The organism is Croceicoccus pelagius (assembly GCF_001661915.1).
Taxonomy (GTDB): Bacteria; Pseudomonadota; Alphaproteobacteria; order Sphingomonadales; family Sphingomonadaceae; genus Croceicoccus; species Croceicoccus pelagius.
Genome location: NZ_LYWY01000019.1, coordinates 77,516 through 98,087 on the forward strand (window position 1 = coordinate 77,516; position 20,572 = coordinate 98,087).

Here is a 20,572-nt window from a genome sequence, read left to right on the forward strand (position 1 = left end):
CGCCGAAACGATCGCACCGCGGCCTGAGCTGTCAGGTCGCCAGCTCGAGTACGCAATCCAGCAGAAGTTGCACACCGCGTTCGATATCGGACCAATGAGTCCACTCATCGGGCGCGTGGCTGATGCCGCCGACCGACGGCACGAAGAACATGCCCGCCCTCACGTGGTTGCAGAAGAACTGCACGTCATGCCCCGCACCCGATGGCATGATGCGATAGGAAAAGCCCCGCGCCTTCGCCTTTTCCTCCATCAGCGCCATAAGGCCGGTGTCGCAATGCGCAGGCTGGAGCCAGCTCATCTGCTCGTACGCGAAATGCAGCTTGTGACGGCGCGCAATGGACGACAGCACTCTTTCGCAAGCAGCAGCCAGATCGGTCATCACGGCTTCATCAAGGTCTCTACCGACGATCGTGAAGTCGACCTGACCGGGCACCGTGTGCGGAAAGCCCGGCTTGCAGGCCACGTGGCCGATCGTGATGCGGCTCTTGTCGGTGCCGTGTTCGTCGATGATGCGGCGAATTTCGTGAGCGAAATCGACCATGCCCATCAGCGCATCGGATCGCATATCCATCGGCGCGGTGCCGGCATGGTCCGCCTTGCCGATCAGGCGGCAGTTCCACTTGAAGACGCCGGAAATACCCTCGACGATGCCGATGGTCGTCTTTTCCATGTCAAGAACAGGGCCCTGTTCCACATGAATTTCGAGGAAGGCGTGGATTTCCTCGGGCCGGCGATAGGCGTGGAGTGCGCCGTATGGGTCAAGCCCTGCCGCGCTCATCGCGTCCTTGAGGGCATAGCCGTGTTCGTCCCGCGCCATGTCCAGCCAGCCGCGCGTCAGCTTGCCTGTCATCGCCTGTGCGCCCAGCATACCGCCAAAGCGCCCTTCTTCCTCGCTCGTCGCGATCACCTCGATGGGAATAGCTGGCTCGATCCCGGCATCCTTCATCGCTCGTACGACTTCCATGCCGGCTACCACGCCCAGCACACCGTCGAAAATGCCGCCGGCGGGCACGGAATCGAGATGACTGGCGATGAGGATTGCCGGACCTTCCGCGGGGCCGAAGCGGCCGATGACGTTCCCCGCCCCGTCCATGCGGTGATCCATGCCCAGTTCACCGAACCGTTCGCGCAGCCAGTTACGCGCCGCCATGTCCTCTTCGCTGAAGCCCTGGCGATAGACGCCACGGTCTTCTTCGTTAAAGCCGAAACGCGCTATGGCGTTGATGTCGCTCTCGATCCTGTCGATATCGATTGCGGGGGCGGATATCTGTCCGAGCGTATTTCCTGCAATTATCATGGGCCGACCATAGGCGTGCCTGTTGCCCCCAGACAAGGCGCACTCGTCCGCCAGGCTACGAAACCAGCCACCTGCACTTCCAAATGAGCGGTTCCATTTCCGGACCCGATTTGTTAGCCGCCGTATCAAGAGCACGGGGTAGGACCGAACCGGTCGCTTAACGGACAAGGATTTATCCGACAGCAAGACAGCGCGCATCACCACGGGCCAGGGCAAGCCCAAATGCTTGATTTTGCCCGCTTCCCAGAGAAGCATGCCGTTGCCCGTGCAAGATCGGTTCTGGCGTTTCTGGCAATCCTGATCACGACGATTGCGCCCGCTGCCGCTTTTGCCTCACCTCCGACTTTCAGCCCCGACATGGCGCTCGCCAGCGATAGCGGACAAGTCGATGTCCAGTGGCAGGCCGATGGCGAAGTCACCTTGACGATGAGCGAAACTTCGCGCGGGACGAAGCTTGTCTACAAGGGAACAGACTCCCGGATCTTCCTGTCAGGCCTGCGCGATGGCGATTACGAGCTGCGCCTTGCGGGCGAAGACGGGTCCCTGTCGGAACCTGTGGTCGTCGAGGTTCGACCTCAGTCTCTCTCGAGGGCGTTGTTTCTGGTGCTCATCGGAGCATTGGTAACGCTGGGCATCGTCATCGTGGTCTTGCGGGGCGCGCGCCATGGTTGAGAGCAAGGTGTTTCTCGACCCCACATTGGGCTGGATACTGCTAGCGGCCTTCTCGGCCCTGTGGATCGGCCTCGGTATCTATTGGGGCAAGCGCAACAAGAGCTTTGAGGATCACGCTCTCGCCGGGCGTAATGTCGGATTGGCTCTGGGCACCGCGACGGCGGCGGCGACGTGGATCACGTCGAATACGACGATGTTGGCTCCGCAGTTCGCGCTGCAACTCGGCGTGTGGGGCATGCTGGCCTACTCCACTGCGGCTTTCGGACTGATCCTTTTCGCGCCGATGGCAAAACGCATCCGGCAACTGATGCCGCACGGCTATACCAGCGGCGACTTCTTCCGGCTGCGCTACGGACGTGTCGCGTGGGCGATCTTCCTCGTCTTCACGCTGTTCTATTCGCTCACATGGCTGGTCAGCATGGCGATGGCGGGCGGCATCCTGCTCGAGGCATTGGCCGGGATCGACTACGCGTGGGGGATGAGTGTGATCCTTGCGGTCTGCGTCATCTACACGATGCGCGGCGGACTTGCCGCCGTAATCGGGACCGACTTCATCCAGTCGCTTGTCATCATAGTCGGCATCTGCGTCACCGGTTTCGCCGTACTGCAAAATGTCTCTGTTTCCGAGATCCACGCCAATCTCACGGCGACGAAGCCCGCGCTTCTCGACGTCCTGTTCCCGGCCGCGGTCATGGCGATCTTCAACAACCTGTTGTTCGGTCTAGGCGAGGTTTTTCACAACAACGTGTGGTGGAGCCGCGCCTTTGCCTTCCGCGACGGCGTTGCGTCGAAAGCCTTTCTCATGGGCGGGCTTGTCTGGCTGCCGATACCGGTCGCCGCAGGCTTCATCGCGCTGGCATCGGGCGCGCTGGGCGTCGCGGTGCCCAGCGCGGACATGGTCGGCCCGCTGGTCGTTGCCGAAGTACTGGGAAGCGCGGGCGCGATCGCGATCTTCATCGTCGTGTTCTGTTCGCTCGCATCCAGCATCGACAGTCTGCTTGCCGCGACATCGGACCTTGTCACCGAAGATATTTGGCGTCGCCTGCTGCATCCTTCTTCGAGTGCGGAGAGCCTGAAGCGCACAGCGCAGTTTGTGACTCTTGGCCTTGGCGTGCTGACGTGGCTCGTCTGCCTGCCGCGCATCGGCACATTGGCAACGGTGCTGTTCTTCGCAGGACCGCTCGTCGGATCGATGATCTGGCCGATCGTCACGGGGCTTTACTGGCGCAGCGCCAATACCGTCGGCGCCGTCGGTGCAATGTTGCTGGGCGCAGGTATCGGGCTCTACTGCTATTTTTCGATCGGCTGGTACGTTGCCACACTGATCGCCACCGCCGTCTCAATGGTCTGGACGCTGGGTGCCTGCGGCTTTGCCAAGGGTCGCTTCGACTGGACCGTCCTCAAGGAAGCCGCATGACCTTTAGCGAAGGATTCCTCTCCGTTCTGATCTACGGATCGCTAATCTGGTGCGGCCTTTCCGCGCTCGGTCTTGCCGCGATGCTGATCCGTGACGGCAAGTCGGGAGAGATCTGGTGATACGCCCCGCAAGCCAGGTCGAACACGTCGCGGACCCGCTGCGAAAGGCAGGGCGGATGGGCAATTGCCCCGATCCGCAGACATTCCTCGACATGAGCCCGAAGCTTGATCTCGAACAGCTGGACCGGCTGCACGACACGTCGGTCCTGTCGTCATCGCAGTTCGACCTGCCTCTGATGCGCGAACTCATGAAGCTTGCCGCCTACATGCAACTCCGCAAGTTCGAGGCCGGCCGCGCGCTGGAAGACAAGATTCTTGCTGCGGCCTTCTTCGAACCCAGCACGCGAACGCGCCTCAGTTTCGAAAGCGCGATGCTCCACGTCGGAGGCAAGACGCTGTCGGTGGCCGATGCCAAGACGACCGGCGTCGCCAAGGGCGAATCGATGCGCGACATCGGGCAGATGTTCAATTCCTATGCCGATGTCGTCGTGGTCCGGCATACCGAGCAGTCGAGCCTGCAGGACTTGGCCGAATACCTGCGTATCCCGCTGATCAATGGCGGCAACGGGTCGGACGAGCATCCGACACAGGCGCTGGCCGACTGGTATGCGTTATGCAAGTGGCGGCCGGAACTGGCGTTCGGCAAACTGCCGGACAAATTCCGTCTCAACATCGGGATCATCGGCACGCCGGGTAACATGCGTACGGTCAAGAGCTTCCTGTCCCTCGCGCTGAATTTTCATGAGAACATCAATCACATCACCATCTTTTCGGAAATGGCGGACCCCCTGGGCGATGAAATCCGCGAGATGACGAATAACAGCCCTATCGGCATCGATTTCAGCCGCAACCTGCAGCAGAGCCTTGAGTATCTCGACGTCATCTACATGAACGCCATCGCCTTCCTCGGTGACGGATACCGCTTCTTCGGTGAGGCGTTCTCGCTCTCGAAGAAAAGCCAGCTGAAGCCCGACACCGTCATCCTGCACCCGCTGGCGCGTGGTGAAGAGCTTTCGACCGATTTGGACGAGACGCAGCACAATCTCTACTTCAACCAGGCGGACGGTGCGGTCTGGCTGCGACAGGCGCTCCTGCTGGCCATATTTGGCCGCGTGCGCCACGTGGTCCCCCGCGAATTCATCGCCTGATCTCTGCAAGACCAACGGGCGACAGTCCCGGTCGACGAAAAGGAAATACCGACCCATGTGTGGCATCGCCGGGCTGTGGAGCCCCCACTACGACGATCAGACAAAAGCCCATACCGAGAAGATGGCGGACACGCTCTACCATCGCGGGCCCGACGGACGCGGCTTCCTGCACGATCCCGAAAACGGCCTCGCCATGATCCACACGCGCCTATCGATCATCGGCCTCAACAGCGGCACGCAGCCAATCCACGGCCGCGAGGATGACGGCACGGCGCACCTGAAATTGACGGTCAACGGCGAATTCTACGACTACAAGCGCATCAGGGGCCTGCTGCGCACCGACGGCTACTGGTTCAACACGCGATCCGATTCAGAAATCGCGATGAAGCTTTACGACAAGCACGGGCTGGACTTCGTCCACCATTTGCGCGGCGAGTTCGCCTTCGCGCTGTTCGACGAGGCGAAGCAGCAGCTTATCATCGTTCGCGACCGTTTCGGCATCCGCCCGCTCTATTATCACAAGGGTGACAAGGGCTTCTTCTGGGCGAGCGAGATCAAGGCCATGCTCGCCCACCCCGACGTGCCGCGCAATGTGTGTCCCAAGGCCCAGCTTCACCAGATGATGCAGGTCATGGTGCCAGGCATGACCCTGTTCGAGGACATCCACGCGCTGAAGCCCGGTCACATGCTGATCGTGAGCCGAAAGGGTGATGATTTCGAGGTTGAAGAGCGCCGCTACTGGGATGCTGAATTCCCGCTGGACGGCCAGCATGACGACTTGTCCGATGAAGAGCACATCGAGAACGTGCGCCGCGCGCTGGTAGAGTCGATCACCCTGCGGCTGGAGGCAGACGTTCCGGTTGCCTGCTATCTTTCAGGCGGGATCGACAGCTGCTCTATCATCGGCATGGCCGCCGCGATCCAGCAGTCGCCGGTCAAGGCCTTCACCATCAGTTTCGACGACGACCGTTATGACGAAGCCCACATCGCGACCGAGATGGCCGAGATGGTCGGCGCGGACCAGGACATCCTGAAACTGAAGGCGACCGACCTTTACGGCGAGAACTTCGAGAAGGCGGTCTATTACTCCGAACGCACGTTCTACAACACGCTGGGCGTCGCCAAGATGTTGATGAGCGAACACGTGCGAAAGGTCGGCTACAAGGTCGTCATCACCGGCGAAGGCAGCGACGAACTGTTCGGCGGCTATGCCCAGTTCAAGGCCGACTACTTCCTGCACGATCCCGCCTATGCCCAAACCGCGGCGGGCGAGGACATGAAGAAGCGCAACGCGATCTTCTCAGGCTCGGTCCTGGCCGAAAAGCAGATCAGCCACCCCGCATTCGAGGAAGTCATGGGCTTTACGCCCAGCTGGATCCAGCCGTGGATGCTGGTGCTCGAACGGGTGAAGCCGCTGTTGTCTGACGAGTTCAAGGCAAGGCTGGGCGACTACGATCCGGTGGCGGCCATCGCCTACAGCCTCGATCGTTCGATGCTCGACGGGCGTCACGTGCTCGACAAGGTGCAGTATTCGTGGATCAAGACGATGCTGGAGGGCCAGATCCTCAACTGGGGCGGCGACCGTGTCGATATGGCCAACAGCCTCGAAAGCCGGCCGGCCTTTCTCGACCATCACGTCGCCGAACTCGCCCTACGCATCCCGCCCCATGTCCGCATCCGCGACGGGATCGAAAAATGGGTCGTTCGAGAAGCAATGAAGCACGTCCTTCCCGAAGTTCTCTACAAGCGCGAGAAATTCGCATTTATGGCGCCGCCTGCACACACCGACGCCGAGAAGACAGCCGAGATCAACAAGCTGATCGAAAAGTGGCTTTCAAGCGAGGAGATCGCCGAGCACGGCATTTTTGACGAAGCCAAGCTGCGCCAGTCCATTGAAGATTACCGCAAGAGCGACGACCACGCGCAAAACACGCGCAAGGACATCATCCTGAACCACGCCATCGCGCTGCACGCGATCGACGAATTGCTCTAGCAAAGGCGGGACAAGTTCCAGGCGGCAATTATCGGTAACGAAGTGAGGCGCACAGAATGCGAGTGCTCCCAGAATGCGGTAGTTCAAAACGTATTGCGCCATCCCAAAGGCCGATTTCCGAACTTGGGAGAGGGCATGGGCCGTAAAGTTCGAAGATACCGAACAGAATTTGGATCTGAACCAAAGGGGAATGCCTGCTCTATCATTGCCACTGGCGGGTACAGACGCCTAGAAGTGGCATCCACAGGTTCAGGCAATTCAGGCAGATCATGGCCCGTAAACGTTCAAAGCATGACATCGACGAAGACTGGGATCGAGAGGAGAACGTCCCGGAGGCTTCAGTGCCATGCTGGCTGTGTGGCCGGCCAACTGGTACCACGATAGTATGGCATCATCCCGTGCCAAAGAGCCGGGGTGGGCGCGAGGTCGTGCCGATGCACCCCATCTGCCAGCAAACGCTGATCAACAATTTCACAAATTCCGAACTTCAGCGTTACGGAATGGATGTTGAAAGCCTTCTTGCCCTCCCTCCGGTTCGCAAGTTCGTCGACTGGGTGGCGAACAAGGACCCGGACTTCAATGCGCCAATTGCCAAGAAGAAGCGCTGATCGAATTGGTTGCCGACACAGTTTCTAACAGCGGCAAAGCTACAAAAGGTCTCGTGGCACCCGACTAATTCTGCTGCCAGCAAGTGGGGATGCATTCCGGCATGAAACACTGTCGGTTCGTCCCTGCATTTCCGTGCGATCGGAACTGTTCGGGGGACGATGCTTTGGTTTGATGAACCAGACTGCAAACCACTGCTCCCCTCGGACTTCGCAGCGATCGGTCGGTATTCTGCCTCACGCGGGCAGAACGCGATCTGTCATGCCACGGGGGCAGGTGCGACCGATAGGATCAGAAAATGGCAGACAAGCATCTCACCACCACGAACCCTCTGACCGAAGAGGTCATCGCGACTTACCCCTATATGACAGACGACGAAGCGGACGCGGTTGTCCAGACCAGCCACGATGCATTCCGGGAATGGCGACTTCGCGATCTGGATGATCGCGCCGCCGTTATAGCGGCCATTGGTGCAAAACTGCGCGAAAAGAAGGAAGAATTCGCTCAGCTTATGACCCGCGAGGTCGGCAAGCTCATCGGCGACAGCCGCGACGAGATCGAGCTTTGCGCGGCCATCTGCGATTACACCGCTGAACACGGCCCCAAGGTGCTGGCCGACGAAGAACGCGAAGTGGACGGCGCGAATGCCTTCGTCGCGCATGCGCCGGTCGGCGTCATATACGGCATCCAGCCATGGAATTTTCCTGCCTATCAGGCAGTGCGTTATTCTATTTCCAGCCTGATGGCCGGTAACGGCGTTCTGCTGAAGCACGCCGAGAACTGCACCGGAAGCGGGGTATTTCTGCGCGATATCTATGAGGAAGCGGGCCTGCCAAAGGGGCTGTTCGGCGTTCTCTTCATTACGCACGATCAGTCCGATCGGGTCATCGAACACGATCTGGTCCGCGGCGTGACCATGACGGGTAGCGACAAGGCCGGTCGTCACATTGCCGCGAAGGCTGGTGCAGTAGTAAAAAAGACGGTCCTCGAACTTGGCTCGAATGACGCATACCTCGTTCTCGATGATGCAGACCTAGACGTTGCCGTGAAAACCTGCGTTGCCGGCAGGATCTACAACAATGGACAGACCTGTGTGAATGCGAAGCGCTTCATCGTAACCGAGACGAACTACGACGCATTTGTCAAAGCCTATTCTGAACAGTTCGAAGCGATAAAGGTCGGCGATCCGACCGAAGAAGACACCCAGCTGGGCCCAATGGTCAGCAAGCCGCAGCGAGAGAAGCTTCACAAGCAAGTTGAAGAAAGTGTCGCCAAGGGCGCACGCCTTGTCACTGGCGGCAAGATCCCCGACCGGGCTGGCTGGTTCTATCCCCCGACCGTTCTTGCCGATGTAACGCCCGGTCAGCCAGCCTATGAGGATGAACTGTTCGGCCCTGCTGCCTCGATCATCAAGGCGAAGGATGATGATGACGCGATGCGGATCGCCAACAGCAGCCGGTATGGGCTTGGCGGCGGTATCTTCAGCAAGGATGTCGAGCGCGCCAAAAGGCTCGCGGCTGAACACTTCGACACCGGCATGGTGTTCATCAACAGCTTCGACGTCGCATCGCCCAGCCTTCCGTTCGGCGGCGTAAAGGATTCAGGATACGGTCGCGAGCATGGCCCCGAAGGCCTGAAGGAATTCGTGAACGCCAAGGCGATCAAGATCGCGGCCTGATTTCCTTTCGCGCTTTTCCTATTTTTTTCAGGACTATTTTCGATGAGTGATACCGATATTCTTTTCAAACCCCTGAGTGTGGGGGCAATTGAAATACCCAATCGCGTTCTCATGGCTCCGCTGACCCGCAACCGCGCTCTGGCTGACGGAACACCGCAAGAGATGGCGGCAACCTATTATCGTCAACGTGCATCTGCCGGTCTGATCGTTTCTGAGGCAACGCAGATTTCGGCGATGGGCAAAGGCTACAAGGACACGCCCGGCATCTACACCGATAGCCACGTGGCAGGTTGGAAGCCGGTGGTCGAAGCCGTCCATGCCGCTGGCGGGCGCATATTCTGCCAGCTGTGGCACGTCGGGCGGATCAGCCATGTATCTTTGCTTCCGGATGGCGCGCAGCCCTTTTCATCCAGCGCTGTCACTGCCCAAACCCAGACGTTCACCGAGAACGGGTTTGAAAACACGTCCGATCCGGTCGCGATGACCGCCGACGACATCGCTGCGACGCTGGACGATTATGAACACGCTGCAAAATGCGCGCTTGCCGCCGGATTCGACGGGGTAGAGGTCCATTCGGCGAATGGGTACCTGCTCGACCAGTTCTTGCAGGACGGCGTGAACAAGCGCGCCGACCAGTACGGCGGTTCGGTAGAAAATCGCCTGCGTCTTCTGCGCGAAGTTCTCGACCGGGTCTGTTCAGTCGTCCCGGCGGAGCGGGTCGGCGTTCGCCTGTCGCCACTAGGCCAGGCCAACGACATCTCCGACAGCGATCCTGAGACTACGTTCAGCGCTGCATATCGCATGCTTAGCGAACGCAAGCTGGCTTATCTCCACGTCGTCGAGGAGTTCTACGGACAGGACACCAGCGACGCCGATCGCTCCCTTCTACAGCGGCTTCGTGCACTCTACGAAGGGGTCTACATTGGCAACGGTGGATACGATGGCGCACGTGCGGCGAAAGCCATTGCTAAGGGCCATGCCGATGCAATCACGTTCGGCAGGCCATTCATCGCAAATCCCGACCTGCCCGAGCGTTTGCGTATCGGAGCTGAATTGAACGATCCTGATGAGGATACGTTCTACGGCGGCGACGAGAACGGCTATACCGACTACCCGTTCCTGAATCCGATGCACTGAATATTGATCAGCAAGCCGGGTCGGGCGCAGGTCCGATCCGGCTTGCGCCCTCCACGGAAGCAGTTCCTAGTCAAGTCAGACATCGTCCGAAGCTAATAGCCTCGTCAAGGGCTGTAAGGAGAGCGATGTGCCCCACAAATAGCGGTGAACCGAAACCAGAGACATTGCAATGTTGGTTTCGCCACGGACCCTAGCGCGGAAAAAACCGCTCGTCCGTCGCTGGCGAATATCGCAGCCACTCCATTGTAAGGTGCAAATCACCAGAGGCTCTTCTTGCTCAAGCGAAATTTAACATCACGCTTGCGAAAGAAATTCCGTCTTTCAGGGTGTTCTGTCGCTTTTTCAGCATTGGAAAGCGGACATTTCGCAGACGGTCACAATCTTGTTCTCAGACGCGCATCACCTAGGATTTGGTGAATGCGAGATCGGGGAAATCTGCTGATGGTGCGCCCGACAGGATTCGAACCTGTGGCCCCCAGATTAGGAATCTGATGCTCTATCCTGCTGAGCTACGGGCGCACTCACGGGTCATTTATAAGCGGCTTGCCACAATGACAATGCGTTAAGTGCCGTGACCGCGTTGCTACGCGGTCAGTTGACGATGTCCGGCGGGGCGACGGGAAACGGCAGGGGCGCGATCTCAACGCCTTCTTCGAGCAGTTCCTCGACTTCCTCGCCCGTGGCTTCGCCATGGATGGCCTCTGCCTCACGCTCGCCGTAATGCATCGCGCGGGCTTCGTCGGCGAAGTCGCCGCCGACCCAGCGCGACTTTTCGAGCGCTTCTTTCTGCAAAGCGGCAAGCTTGACCAGGGCCTCCCGCATTTTTGGGGTCACGTTGGCCACAGACGCCGTGGGCACAAGCTCACCTTCGGCAGGCATATCGACCCGGACCTCGTGCGAAGGCACCTGATTACCCTTGCGCCCGACGGATGGCGCCATGACGGCCTTCTCGATGTCCGGCGATCCGCATTCCGGGCAGACAAGCAGCCCTCCGTCCTTCTGACGCGCATAGTCGTCCGAGGAACGGAACCAGGCTTCAAACCGGTGGCCGTTTGGCTGGCAGGAGAGGTCAAATACGATCATTGCGCCTGCGAATTAGGGATTTTCCGGCGATTGGCAAGACTGGGAAGCTGACGGCGCACTTCCTCGATACGCGCGTGATCTATTTCGGCGAACCCGATACCGGATGCTTCACCCATGTCGAGCAGGACTTCGCCCCAAGGGTCGACGACGAGGCTGTGACCGTAGGTCTGGCGCCCGTCCTCATGTGTGCCGACCTGGGCGGTTGCGATCATGTAGGCGCTGGCCTCGATCGCGCGGGCGCGGATGAGGACTTCCCAATGCGCCTTGCCGGTGGGAACCGTGAAAGCGGCCGGCAAGGCAATCGCGTCGCAGCGCGCATTGCCGAGCGACTCGAACAGCGCGGGAAAGCGAAGGTCGTAACAGATGGCAAGGCCGAGGCAGCCGAGCGGGCTTTCGGCAGTGACCACCGCATCCCCCGCCGCATAGGCATTGGATTCGCGCCAGCTTTCGCCCGTCGCCAGATCGACGTCGAACATGTGCATCTTGTCGTAGTGCGCGACCACGCCGCCATCGGCATCGATCAGAAAAGAGCGGTTCGCCCACTTGCCATCCTCGCGCTCAACAGCGAGCGAGCCGAGCGCGACCCAGATGCCGTGCGCCTTGGCCGCGGCGCGCACTTGCCGCAGGACCGTATTTTCAGCTTCAGGCACGATGTGAACCCGCGCCCTCGCCCTGTCGCGGTCGAGCAGGCCCGACATCTCCGGCGTGAAAAGCATCTTCGCCTCGCCTGCCGCTGCTTCGGCAATTGCGGCCTCGATCGCCTTGGCATTGGCATCGGGGTCGATCCCGGTCGTCGACTGAAAAAGGGCAATGCGGGTCACGGTTACGCTCACGCCGCGATCAGAGACCCAGCATCGGGTCTAGTTTGCCCGAACGCTCAAGCGCGGCAAGTTCATCGCTGCCGCCGACGGCTTCGTCGTCGATGAATATCTGCGGCACGGTGCGGGCGCCCGGTTTGCGCTCAACCATCTCGGCACGCTTTTTGCTGTCCATCGTCACGTCGTATTCGGTGAACTCGATGTCTTTCGACTTCAACAGGGCGATCGCGCGGTGGCAGTAAGGGCAGCCAAACTGGGTGTAGATCTCGACCTTCGGCTTGTTGTCTTCGGACACGCAATTTCCTTTCGATAACGACGCTACTGCCTGCCAATGGGGACTTGAAGCAGGCATTTCGACTACCCAGATGTGTGTCGGTACCGCATGCCGCAAGGGTGCGATGCCAATATCGAATGCGGGTAAGCCCGGCGCCCTTTGGGCCGGACCATCGCCTGCAGTGAATTGCTTCTTGAGGAGGATTTGCAAGATGAACCGTTTTGATTTTACCCCCTATCGCCGCACCACCGTCGGTTTCGACCGCCTTTTCGACTTGCTCGAAAACAATGCGCGGATGAATTCGGGCGACAACTATCCGCCCTTCAACATAGAGCGCCGTGGCGAAGACAACTATCGCATCACACTCGCCCTCGCCGGCTTCAAGCCCGAGGATATCGAGATCACCGCGCAGCAGAACCTGCTGACCGTGCAGGGCCGCAAGGCCGAGGAATCCCAGAAAGGCGAATTCCTTCATGTCGGCATCGCACAGCGCGGGTTTGAGCGCCGCTTCGAACTGGCCGATTTCGTCCTGGTGAAGGACGCGAAACTGGCTGACGGCCTGCTCGTGATCGACCTCGAACGCGAAGTGCCCGAAGCGATGAAGCCGAAAAAGATCGCAATCAATGGCGCCAAGCAGCTTTCCGTCGTCGAAAACGAAGGCAATGGCGAAGACAAGGCCGCTTAGCCTGCGGTAAACACATAAAAAAGGGCGCGTCCGGCAATTTCGGGCGCGCCTTTTTTAGTATGATTTGCTTATTTTATGTAATTTGGGGGTGAGCCGAAGCCCACCCCCGCGACGTCACCGCCGCGTTGCCCCCCTGGAATGACCATCCGGGTCGCAGAAAGATAGTCACCCCCGGGAAGCAAACCCTTATAACATTTCTAACATTCTTCCGCGATATCGATTAGCGCATTTCTGTCAACAATTGTTACTTTTCCCTGATTCAGGGCCACAATGTTGCAATCTACCCACGCCGACAGCTGCCGATTGATCTGCTCGCGGCTCATACCAGCGAAGTTGCCCAACTCACCTTGACTAAGCGCAAGCTTGAGCTGGCTGCCGCCATTTTTATCCCCCTCGCCGATCATCAGGCGCAGCAGAAAACGCGCAAGCCGCGGCCCCGAGGTATAGGCACGCTCGGCCTCGATCGTGAGGTTTGTCTGGCGAAGGCGTCGGGCCAGCGCGCGCATGACACGCAGCGCCATCGCGGGTTGTTCGATCATCGCCGTCTCGAACGCCGGACGGTCGAGGCGCAGCGCTTCACAATCGGTGAAGGCATGAACACTTGCGGTGCGGTCGCCGCCGTCGATCATCGCGATCTCACCCAGGATCTCGCCGGCTTCGGCATAGTCGAGCACGATCTCGCGCCCGTTGGCGGCAATCACGCTGACGCGGGCGACACCCGATACAAGAATGAAGAGCGCATCGCCCTCCTCTCCCTGCGAGAGAATTTCGGCACCCGCCAGGAATCTGCGGGGCTTCGCGCGGGCGAGAATATGGCTGAGTTCTTCGGCTGTGCAGTCCGCAAACAGACTTCCTGCCGGCAGCAAGCCGAGCAGTTCACTCGTGTCCACAGACGACATGATACCTACGACAGCCTCGCCTCGGCGCGCCGTCCAGGCCACCATCGCCCGGATAAAACGACCCGCAACGCTTAACATTAGTTAAACGTTGTAATTTGCTATCGTTCGGGAACGGGGCTTTGACAACCCCTTTCCCTGTATCAGCATCACATCAGGCGTGACTGTTCCAGAGCGGCACCGATAAATCCGGCGAACAGCGGATGCGGATCGAACGGACGGCTCTTGTATTCAGGGTGGAACTGCACGCCGACGAACCACGGGTGGTCCGGACGTTCTACGATCTCGGGGAGGAGGCCGTCTGGCGACATGCCCGAGAACATCAGACCACCGTCTTCAAGGCGATCCTTGTAGGCCACGTTCACTTCGTAGCGGTGGCGGTGGCGTTCCGAGATCTCGGTGCTGCCGTAAAGCGATGCAGCGCGGCTGTTTCCGGCCAGCTTCGCGTCGTAGGCGCCAAGACGCATCGTGCCGCCAAGATCGCCGCCAGCGGCACGGGTTTCCAAGCCCTCGGGCGTCATCCACTCTGTGATGATGCCGACGACGGGCTCGGCGGATTCGCCGAACTCGCTCGACGACGCGCCCGCGATGCCGGCGGTATTACGCGCGCCTTCGATGCAGGCCATCTGCATACCGAGGCAGATGCCAAGGAACGGTACGCCGCGTTCGCGCGCGAAGCGCACGCTCTCGATCTTGCCTTCGCTGCCGCGATTGCCGAATCCGCCGGGTACGAGAATGCCGTGCATCGGTTCAAGCTGCGCGATGATGTCGCTGTCGTCCTGCTCAAACAGTTCGGCGTCGATCCAGTTGATGTTGACCTTGACCCGGTTTGCCATGCCGCCGTGGACAAGCGCCTCGTTCAGCGACTTGTAGGCATCGGGCAGCCCGACATATTTGCCGACGACGGCGATAGTGACTTCGCTTTCCGGGTTCTCGTACCTGTCGACGATGTCGTGCCAGGTCGCCAGTTCGGGCTTCGGAGCCTCGAGGCGGAAATGGCGGAGGACTTCGTTGTCGAGGCCTTCGGCATGATACTGCAGTGGCACCGCATAGATGCTGCTGGCATCGAGCGCGGGAATGACCGCCTCGGGCCGGACGTTGCAGAACTGTGCGATCTTGCGGCGTTCACCCTCAGGCAGAGGCTGTTCGCAGCGGCAGAGCAGGACGTCGGGCTGAACGCCCAGCGAAGTCAGTTCGCGGACCGAGTGCTGCGTCGGCTTGGTCTTGAGCTCGCCTGCCGCCTTGATGTAGGGCACCAGCGTGACGTGGATCGCGCAGGTATCCTCGCGCGGGAGTTCGTTGCGCAGCTGGCGGATCGCCTCGATGAAGGGCAGGCCTTCGATGTCGCCGACCGTACCGCCGAATTCGCAAAGGACGAAGTCCAGCCCTTCGGTATCGGCAAGCGCAAATTCCTTGATCGCGTCGGTGACGTGCGGAATCACCTGCACTGTCGCGCCGAGGTAGTCGCCACGGCGTTCCTTGGCGATGATAGACTGATAGATCCGGCCCGAAGTGATGTTGTCGCCCTGGTGCGCCGACACGCCGGTGAAGCGTTCGTAGTGACCGAGGTCGAGGTCGGTTTCCGCGCCGTCATCGGTCACGAATACCTCGCCGTGTTGATAGGGGCTCATCGTTCCCGGATCGACGTTGAGGTAGGGATCGAACTTGCGGATACGGACCTTGTACCCGCGCGCCTGCAGCAGTGCTGCAAGGCTTGCCGCCATGAGACCTTTGCCGAGCGAGGAGACCACGCCGCCGGTGATAAATATGTACCGCGCCATGGGAGTCGGGCCTTAATCAATAAGGGTGCATCGCCGCAAGCAATGCGAGCACCGGTTTACACAAATAGATGACATTTTTTCGCGCGGCCACCCGGCCACGCGACGGCATGCGTGCCTTATTCGCCGACTGCGCCCGCAAGCGGATCGTCGTTGGCGGGCGCTTCGGCAGGAACCGGAGCAGCCGTATCGGCCGGAGCAGCAGCAGGCGCGCCCAGCGGATCGACGTCGGCAGGAATCGAACGGTCGAGCGAGGTATCGACCTTGCTGCCCGAAGTGGTGCTCACCGAAACGGCAGCAAGCGCGATCGAGAGAATCACGAACAGCGTCGCAAGAATCGTCGTCGCACGCGTCAGGAAGTCAGCCGCGCCGCGCGCCGACATCAGACCCGACGGGCTGCCGCCAACGCCGAGGCCGCCGCCTTCGGAACGCTGCATGAGGACAACCGCCACGAGCCCAGCGCCGACAAGCGCCTGGACTACGGTCAGGAACAGAAAAAGCGACATGACCTGCTAAACTTCCGTCTGGTATCTCTTGAAATCGTCGCCGCCCTTAGCGCCATGGCCAGCGCGGCGCAAGGACCGCGACGGTCAGCCGATATCAGTCCTGCTCGGCCGCAGCTGCAATGATGGGAACGAAACCGTCCGCGGTAAGGCTTGCCCCGCCCACCAGCGCGCCGCCGACTTCGGCAACGGCGAGCAGTTCTTCGGCATTCTCGCCCTTAACCGAACCACCGTAAAGGATACGCACGTCCGCGCCTTCCTCTGCGTACTTGTCGGTCAGCACCGCGCGCAGGCGCTTGTGCATGGCGGCAACGTCGGAAACCTGCGGGACGCGGCCTGTGCCGATCGCCCAGATGGGTTCGTAGGCGACCGAGAGGCGCTGTGCCGTTTCGGGAAGCGACGCTGCCAGCTGGCGCGCGACGACTTCCTCGGCCTCGCCCGAATCGCGCTCGGCTTCCGATTCGCCGACACAAAGAATGACGCCCATGTCTACGGCCTGCGCGGCTTCGGCCTTGGCCTTTACCTGCTCGTTCGTTTCATGGTGGTCTGCGCGGCGTTCGGAGTGGCCCACAATCACGAAGTCGGCCCCGGCCTCACGCAGCATCGGTGCCGAAAGGTCACCGGTGTGCGCGCCTTTTTCCGCGTGGTGGCAATTCTGGGCACCAACGCCGATGCCGGTCGAGCTTTCGCGCATGGCGGCGATGAGCGTTACCGGCGGTGCTATGGCGACCTCGACCTTGGGCAAGCGTTGCGCCGCGCGATCGATCGCACGTGCTTCCGACAAGGCGGCACGCATGCCGTTCATCTTCCAATTGCCGACGATGTAGTAGCGTTGGCTCATGAGCCCCTTGTCCTGCCCTGCCCTGTTAACCGAAAAGATGCGAAGTGCGCGGCGGCTAGCCGAACCCGTCCACCGTGTCAAAGCACGAGACGCCGATTGGTTGCAGGCTTGCCTTTAGCCGTTTAGAGCGGCGCGCAAACGGGCATTCCCGGCAGGACCGCCCCACTTGAATTTTGACAGGCCGGAAAGACATGATCCAGGGTTTTCGCAAGCTTTTCCAATCACCTATCGGCCTCGCGGTCACCTTGGGCTTTGTCGGGCTGATCGCCCTTGCCTTTGCCAGCGCAGACATCACCGGTTCCGGTTTCGGCGGCATCGCGGGCGGCGAACGCGTGGCGACCGTGGGTGACGAACGGATTTCCACAAGTACCTACCGGGAAACGCTAAATGGCGCGTTTGAACGGGCTCGGGGCGAGAATCCGGGCCTGACATGGAAGGAATTTCTCGACGGCGGTGCCACGGACGGCGTGCTTGACCAGATGACCGAACGTCTCGCCGTCTTCGCTTTCGCCAAAGAGCACGGCATCCGCATCGGCGATTCGCTGGTCGGCAGCGAACTGGCACAGATTCCGGCGTTCCAGGGCCCCGACGGCCAGTTCAGTCAGGAAATGTACCAGGCGGCGCTGCAACAGCGCGGTCTTTCGGAAAAGCTGGTTCGCGAAGACTTAGAGCAAGGTCTGGCCGCGCGCATGATGCTGATCCCCGCCCAGATCGGCACGCAGTTTCCCGAGAAGATGGCCCGCCAGTATGCGCGCCTTCTGAACGAGACGCGCCACGGTTCGGTGGCCTTCGTGCCTTCCTCGATCTTCGCATCCGATATCAAGGTGACCGACGACCAGTTGAAGAGCTATCTCGCCACCAACCGCAGCCGCTATTCGCTGCCTGAACGCCGGACAGTCCGCTATGCGATCATCGATCGCAGCGGCGTTGCCGACATTGCCGCGACCGATGCTGATGTCGCTGCTTATTATGAAAGCAACAAGGACGAGTTCGCCGGATCGGAAAAGCGCGTCATGACACAGCTCGTCATGCCGACCGAAGCTGCGGCCAACGCCGTGCTGTCCGAACTTGCAAATCCCTCGCGCATGGCGGCAGTTGCACGCGAAAAGGGTCTGTCGACGACACAAGTTTCGGTCGAAAGCCGTTCAGACCTGTCAGCCAAGACTTCGCCCGCCGTAACGCAGGCCGTCTATGACGCGGCCGAAGGCAAGATCGCAGGGCCGGTTCGCGGACCGCTCGGCTGGTATCTGATGCGCGTCGATTCGATCACGCGCACCGAAGACCGCTCGATTGCCGAAGTGCGGGGCGAAATCGCCGCCATCGTTACCGAGGAAAAGCGCCGCACGGCGCTCGCCGAACGTGCGTCGGAAGCGGAAAACCAGCTCAACAGCGGTGCCAGCCTGCAAGAAGTCGCCAAGTCGCTTGACGCCGAAGTTAAGACGACCGGTGCGCTTCTCGAAAACGGTCAACCGTTCGATCAGGCTTCGGCGGACGTGCCCGCACAGGTTCTGCGTGTCGTACAAAACGTTTTTGCAATGGATTCGGGCAGCGACGCTCAGATCGCCATCGCTGCCGACGGCGAATCCTACATCCTCTACGAACCGGGCAAGATCACCGCGTCGGCACCGCCGCCATTCGACCAGATCAAGCCCGCGCTCGAAGCCGCCTATAAGCAGGAGCAGGGCTCGAAAAAGGCCAGCGCAGCGGCGGACAAGGTGCTCGCCGCGATCCGCAAGGGACAGACCCCGGCGGAGGCGATGAAGCTGATCGGCAAAACCACGCCGCCCGTCAGCCCCGTCGACATGAGCCGCCAGGAACTGGTCGGCGCACAGCAGCAGGTTCCTCCGCCGCTAGCGCTCATGTTCTCGATGGCCAAGGGTTCGACCAAGAAGCTGGAAGCACCGCAGAAGGCAGGCTGGTTCATCGTCGATCTCGACAGGATCGAGACTAAGGACATCGGTGACAACGATCCGCTGGTGGCCGCAACCGTTCGTCAGCTTGGCCCGGCCATGGGCGGCGAGATGGGCGAGCAGCTCACCCGCGCGATCCAGGCTGATGTCGGTGTGACGAAGAACCAGACCGCGATCGATGCGGTCGTGGCCCAGCTTACCGGCAACCGCTGATACCGGCATGGGGGCGCCGACCACCAGTGATGAGGCCACCCGCGACAGGCTGGCCGAGAGCGAACTGGCCGCAGGGCGCCCGGGCGTCGTGTGGCGCAAGGTCATTGCCGACTGCGACACACCGGTTGCCGCAGCGGTAAAACTGATCGAACCGGGCCGCGGCGATTTCCTGCTTGAATCGGTCGAAGGCGGCGAAGTTCGCGGGCGCTACAGCCTCGTCGGGCTTGACCCCGATCTTGTCTATCGCGCCGAAGGTACAAAGGCTGAGATCAACCGCCAGTGGCGGCTTGACCGCGACGCTTTCGAGGACACGGGAAGCGATCCGCTCACTTCGCTGCGCGCGCTGGTCGAGGAATGCCGCTTCGCCATTCCCGAAGGCCTGCCGCCCGCCCTCGCCTGCCTCGTCGGTTATTTCGGATACGAAACGATCGGACTTGTCGAGACGATCTCTCGCCCGCCTGAAAATCCGCTCGACGTGCCGGACATGCTCTTCACGCGCCCTGCGCTGGTGCTGGTGTTCGACCGCCTGCAAGACGCGCTTTACTGTGTCGCGCCGGTCTGGCCGAACGACCAATCCGCGAACGATGCAATTGCCAAGGCACGCGGACGGATCGACGATTGCCTCGCGCGGCTCAGCGCGGCGCGCCTTTCTGCGCAGCCCTATCCGAACGACGTGCCCGAACCGGCGCTCAACCCGAACCTTGCGCCGGGCCGCTACCGCGAGATGGTGCTGAAGGCGAAGGACTACATCACCGCTGGCGACATATTTCAGGTCGTGCTGGCGCAGCGGTTCTCGACGCCGTTCCCGCTGCCCCCGCTCGATCTCTATCGCGCGCTGCGCCGTGTGAACCCGTCGCCGTTTCTTTATTTCCTCGACCTGCCGGGCTTTGCGCTGACGGGGTCTAGCCCGGAAATCCTCGTGCGCGTGCGCAACGATGTGGACGGCAAGCCCGAAGTGACGATCCGCCCGATCGCCGGCACGCGTCCTCGCGGCCAAACGCCGGAAGAAGACCGCGCCAACCGCGAAAGCCTGCTCGAAGATCCCAAAGAACGGGCTGAGCACCTCATGCTTCTGGACCTCGGCCGGAACGACGTGGGCCGCGTGGCAGAGGCCGGCACCGTGCGCGTTACCGACAGCTACACGGTCGAGAACTACAGCCACGTCATGCACATTGTCTCGAACGTAGTCGGCGCGCTCGATCCCGCGCGCGACGCGATCGATGCTCTGTTCGCAGGCTTTCCCGCAGGCACCGTCAGCGGCGCTCCCAAAGTACGCGCCTGTCAGATCATCGCCGAGCTGGAGCCGGAAACCCGCGGAGCCTACGCGGGCGGCGTCGGCTATTTCTCGCCCGACGGTTCGGTCGACAGCTGCATCGTTCTGCGAACGGCGCTGGTAAAAGACGGCACGATGCACGTGCAGGCCGGCGCCGGTATCGTCGCGGACAGCGATCCCGATTACGAACAGCGCGAGTGCGAGGCGAAGGCCGGCGCGCTCGTCGCCGCCGCGCGAGAGGCGCTTCGCGTCGCGCGAGAGCCGGGTTACGGCCAGTAGAATCATGACGGA

At 60.9% G+C, this 20,572-nt stretch carries 19 protein-coding genes and 1 tRNA gene; 11 read left to right on the plus strand and 9 right to left on the minus strand.

The genetic code is table 11. The features are described 5' to 3' along the window. Nucleotides 1–31 precede the first annotated feature (31 nt). On the minus strand, nucleotides 32–1,297 hold the full coding sequence (locus tag A9D15_RS03835) for a Zn-dependent hydrolase (RefSeq protein WP_066761941.1): 1,266 nt from the start codon (nucleotides 1,295–1,297) through the stop codon (nucleotides 32–34). Between the two features lie 222 nt (nucleotides 1,298–1,519). Between A9D15_RS03835 and A9D15_RS03840 the strand changes: the two genes are divergently transcribed. The 8 genes from A9D15_RS03840 to A9D15_RS03870 all read left to right on the plus strand — a co-directional run bounded on the left by A9D15_RS03840 (nucleotide 1,520) and on the right by A9D15_RS03870 (nucleotide 10,007). Further along, nucleotides 1,520–1,969 carry a hypothetical protein gene (locus A9D15_RS03840; RefSeq protein ID WP_082924240.1) on the plus strand — a complete coding sequence of 150 codons (450 nt, stop codon included), beginning with the start codon at nucleotides 1,520–1,522 and terminating at the stop codon, nucleotides 1,967–1,969. After that, nucleotides 1,962–3,386, plus strand: coding sequence for a sodium:solute symporter family transporter (locus A9D15_RS03845; RefSeq protein ID WP_066761943.1), 1,425 nt, complete (start codon nucleotides 1,962–1,964; stop codon nucleotides 3,384–3,386). The genes A9D15_RS03840 and A9D15_RS03845 overlap by 8 nt, the downstream gene beginning before the upstream one ends. After that, nucleotides 3,383–3,505, plus strand: a complete 123-nt coding sequence (locus tag A9D15_RS17040) for a hypothetical protein (RefSeq protein WP_268237094.1) — start codon at nucleotides 3,383–3,385, stop codon at nucleotides 3,503–3,505. Before A9D15_RS03845 ends, A9D15_RS17040 begins: the two co-directional genes overlap by 4 nt. After that, nucleotides 3,502–4,593, plus strand: a complete 1,092-nt coding sequence (locus A9D15_RS03850; protein ID WP_156521637.1) for an aspartate/ornithine carbamoyltransferase family protein — start codon at nucleotides 3,502–3,504, stop codon at nucleotides 4,591–4,593. Before A9D15_RS17040 ends, A9D15_RS03850 begins: the two co-directional genes overlap by 4 nt. Before the next feature lie 55 nt (nucleotides 4,594–4,648). Next, a complete protein-coding gene (gene asnB, locus A9D15_RS03855; protein ID WP_066761945.1) occupies nucleotides 4,649–6,586 on the plus strand; it encodes an asparagine synthase (glutamine-hydrolyzing) in 1,938 nt (645 codons plus the stop codon). 269 nt (nucleotides 6,587–6,855) lie between these two features. After that, nucleotides 6,856–7,194: a hypothetical protein gene (locus tag A9D15_RS03860; RefSeq protein WP_066761946.1), complete on the plus strand. Its 339-nt coding sequence runs from the start codon at nucleotides 6,856–6,858 to the stop codon at nucleotides 7,192–7,194. Between the two features lie 296 nt (nucleotides 7,195–7,490). Beyond that, nucleotides 7,491–8,870 carry an NAD-dependent succinate-semialdehyde dehydrogenase gene (locus A9D15_RS03865; protein ID WP_066761950.1) on the plus strand — a complete coding sequence of 460 codons (1,380 nt, stop codon included), beginning with the start codon at nucleotides 7,491–7,493 and terminating at the stop codon, nucleotides 8,868–8,870. Between the two features lie 42 nt (nucleotides 8,871–8,912). Continuing rightward, on the plus strand, nucleotides 8,913–10,007 hold the full coding sequence (locus A9D15_RS03870; protein WP_066761952.1) for an alkene reductase: 1,095 nt from the start codon (nucleotides 8,913–8,915) through the stop codon (nucleotides 10,005–10,007). 442 nt (nucleotides 10,008–10,449) lie between these two features. On the opposite strand, the gene A9D15_RS03875 is transcribed toward A9D15_RS03870, so the two are convergent. The 4 genes from A9D15_RS03875 to grxC form a co-directional block, all read right to left on the minus strand. After that, a tRNA-Arg gene (locus tag A9D15_RS03875) sits at nucleotides 10,450–10,526 on the minus strand. A gap of 72 nt (nucleotides 10,527–10,598) precedes the next feature. Continuing rightward, a complete protein-coding gene (locus tag A9D15_RS03880; RefSeq protein WP_066761954.1) occupies nucleotides 10,599–11,090 on the minus strand; it encodes a DUF1178 family protein in 492 nt (163 codons plus the stop codon). Beyond that, entirely contained in the window at nucleotides 11,087–11,911 is an 825-nt protein-coding gene (locus tag A9D15_RS03885) for a carbon-nitrogen hydrolase family protein (protein WP_066761956.1), read from the minus strand. Before A9D15_RS03885 ends, A9D15_RS03880 begins: the two co-directional genes overlap by 4 nt. A 19-nt stretch (nucleotides 11,912–11,930) precedes the next feature. Next, nucleotides 11,931–12,203, minus strand: a complete 273-nt coding sequence (gene grxC, locus A9D15_RS03890) for a glutaredoxin 3 (protein WP_066761961.1) — start codon at nucleotides 12,201–12,203, stop codon at nucleotides 11,931–11,933. A 190-nt stretch (nucleotides 12,204–12,393) separates the two neighbouring features. Between grxC and A9D15_RS03895 the strand changes: the two genes are divergently transcribed. Then, nucleotides 12,394–12,867: an Hsp20 family protein gene (locus tag A9D15_RS03895; RefSeq protein ID WP_066761963.1), complete on the plus strand. Its 474-nt coding sequence runs from the start codon at nucleotides 12,394–12,396 to the stop codon at nucleotides 12,865–12,867. Between the two features lie 197 nt (nucleotides 12,868–13,064). Here the strand turns inward: A9D15_RS03895 and A9D15_RS03900 are convergent, their stop codons facing one another. The 4 genes from A9D15_RS03900 to tpiA all read right to left on the minus strand — a co-directional run bounded on the left by A9D15_RS03900 (nucleotide 13,065) and on the right by tpiA (nucleotide 16,885). Next, nucleotides 13,065–13,844 carry a Crp/Fnr family transcriptional regulator gene (locus tag A9D15_RS03900; RefSeq protein WP_229660363.1) on the minus strand — a complete coding sequence of 260 codons (780 nt, stop codon included), beginning with the start codon at nucleotides 13,842–13,844 and terminating at the stop codon, nucleotides 13,065–13,067. 68 nt (nucleotides 13,845–13,912) lie between these two features. Then, the gene (locus A9D15_RS03905) at nucleotides 13,913–15,544 is read right to left on the minus strand and encodes a CTP synthase (RefSeq protein WP_066761965.1); all 1,632 of its coding nucleotides are present in this window, start codon (nucleotides 15,542–15,544) and stop codon (nucleotides 13,913–13,915) included. A gap of 116 nt (nucleotides 15,545–15,660) precedes the next feature. Continuing rightward, nucleotides 15,661–16,047 carry a preprotein translocase subunit SecG gene (gene secG, locus A9D15_RS03910; protein WP_066761967.1) on the minus strand — a complete coding sequence of 129 codons (387 nt, stop codon included), beginning with the start codon at nucleotides 16,045–16,047 and terminating at the stop codon, nucleotides 15,661–15,663. A gap of 94 nt (nucleotides 16,048–16,141) precedes the next feature. After that, nucleotides 16,142–16,885 (minus strand): triose-phosphate isomerase, encoded by a 744-nt coding sequence (tpiA, locus tag A9D15_RS03915; protein WP_066761969.1) that lies wholly within the window; start codon nucleotides 16,883–16,885, stop codon nucleotides 16,142–16,144. Nucleotides 16,886–17,076: 191 nt separating this feature from the next. On the opposite strand from tpiA, the gene A9D15_RS03920 reads away from it, so the two are divergent. Both A9D15_RS03920 and trpE read left to right on the plus strand, forming a co-directional pair. Next, on the plus strand, nucleotides 17,077–19,008 hold the full coding sequence (locus A9D15_RS03920; RefSeq protein WP_066761970.1) for a peptidyl-prolyl cis-trans isomerase: 1,932 nt from the start codon (nucleotides 17,077–17,079) through the stop codon (nucleotides 19,006–19,008). 7 nt (nucleotides 19,009–19,015) lie between these two features. Beyond that, nucleotides 19,016–20,560, plus strand: coding sequence for an anthranilate synthase component I (trpE, locus tag A9D15_RS03925; RefSeq protein ID WP_066761971.1), 1,545 nt, complete (start codon nucleotides 19,016–19,018; stop codon nucleotides 20,558–20,560). Nucleotides 20,561–20,572: the final 12 nt, after the last annotated feature.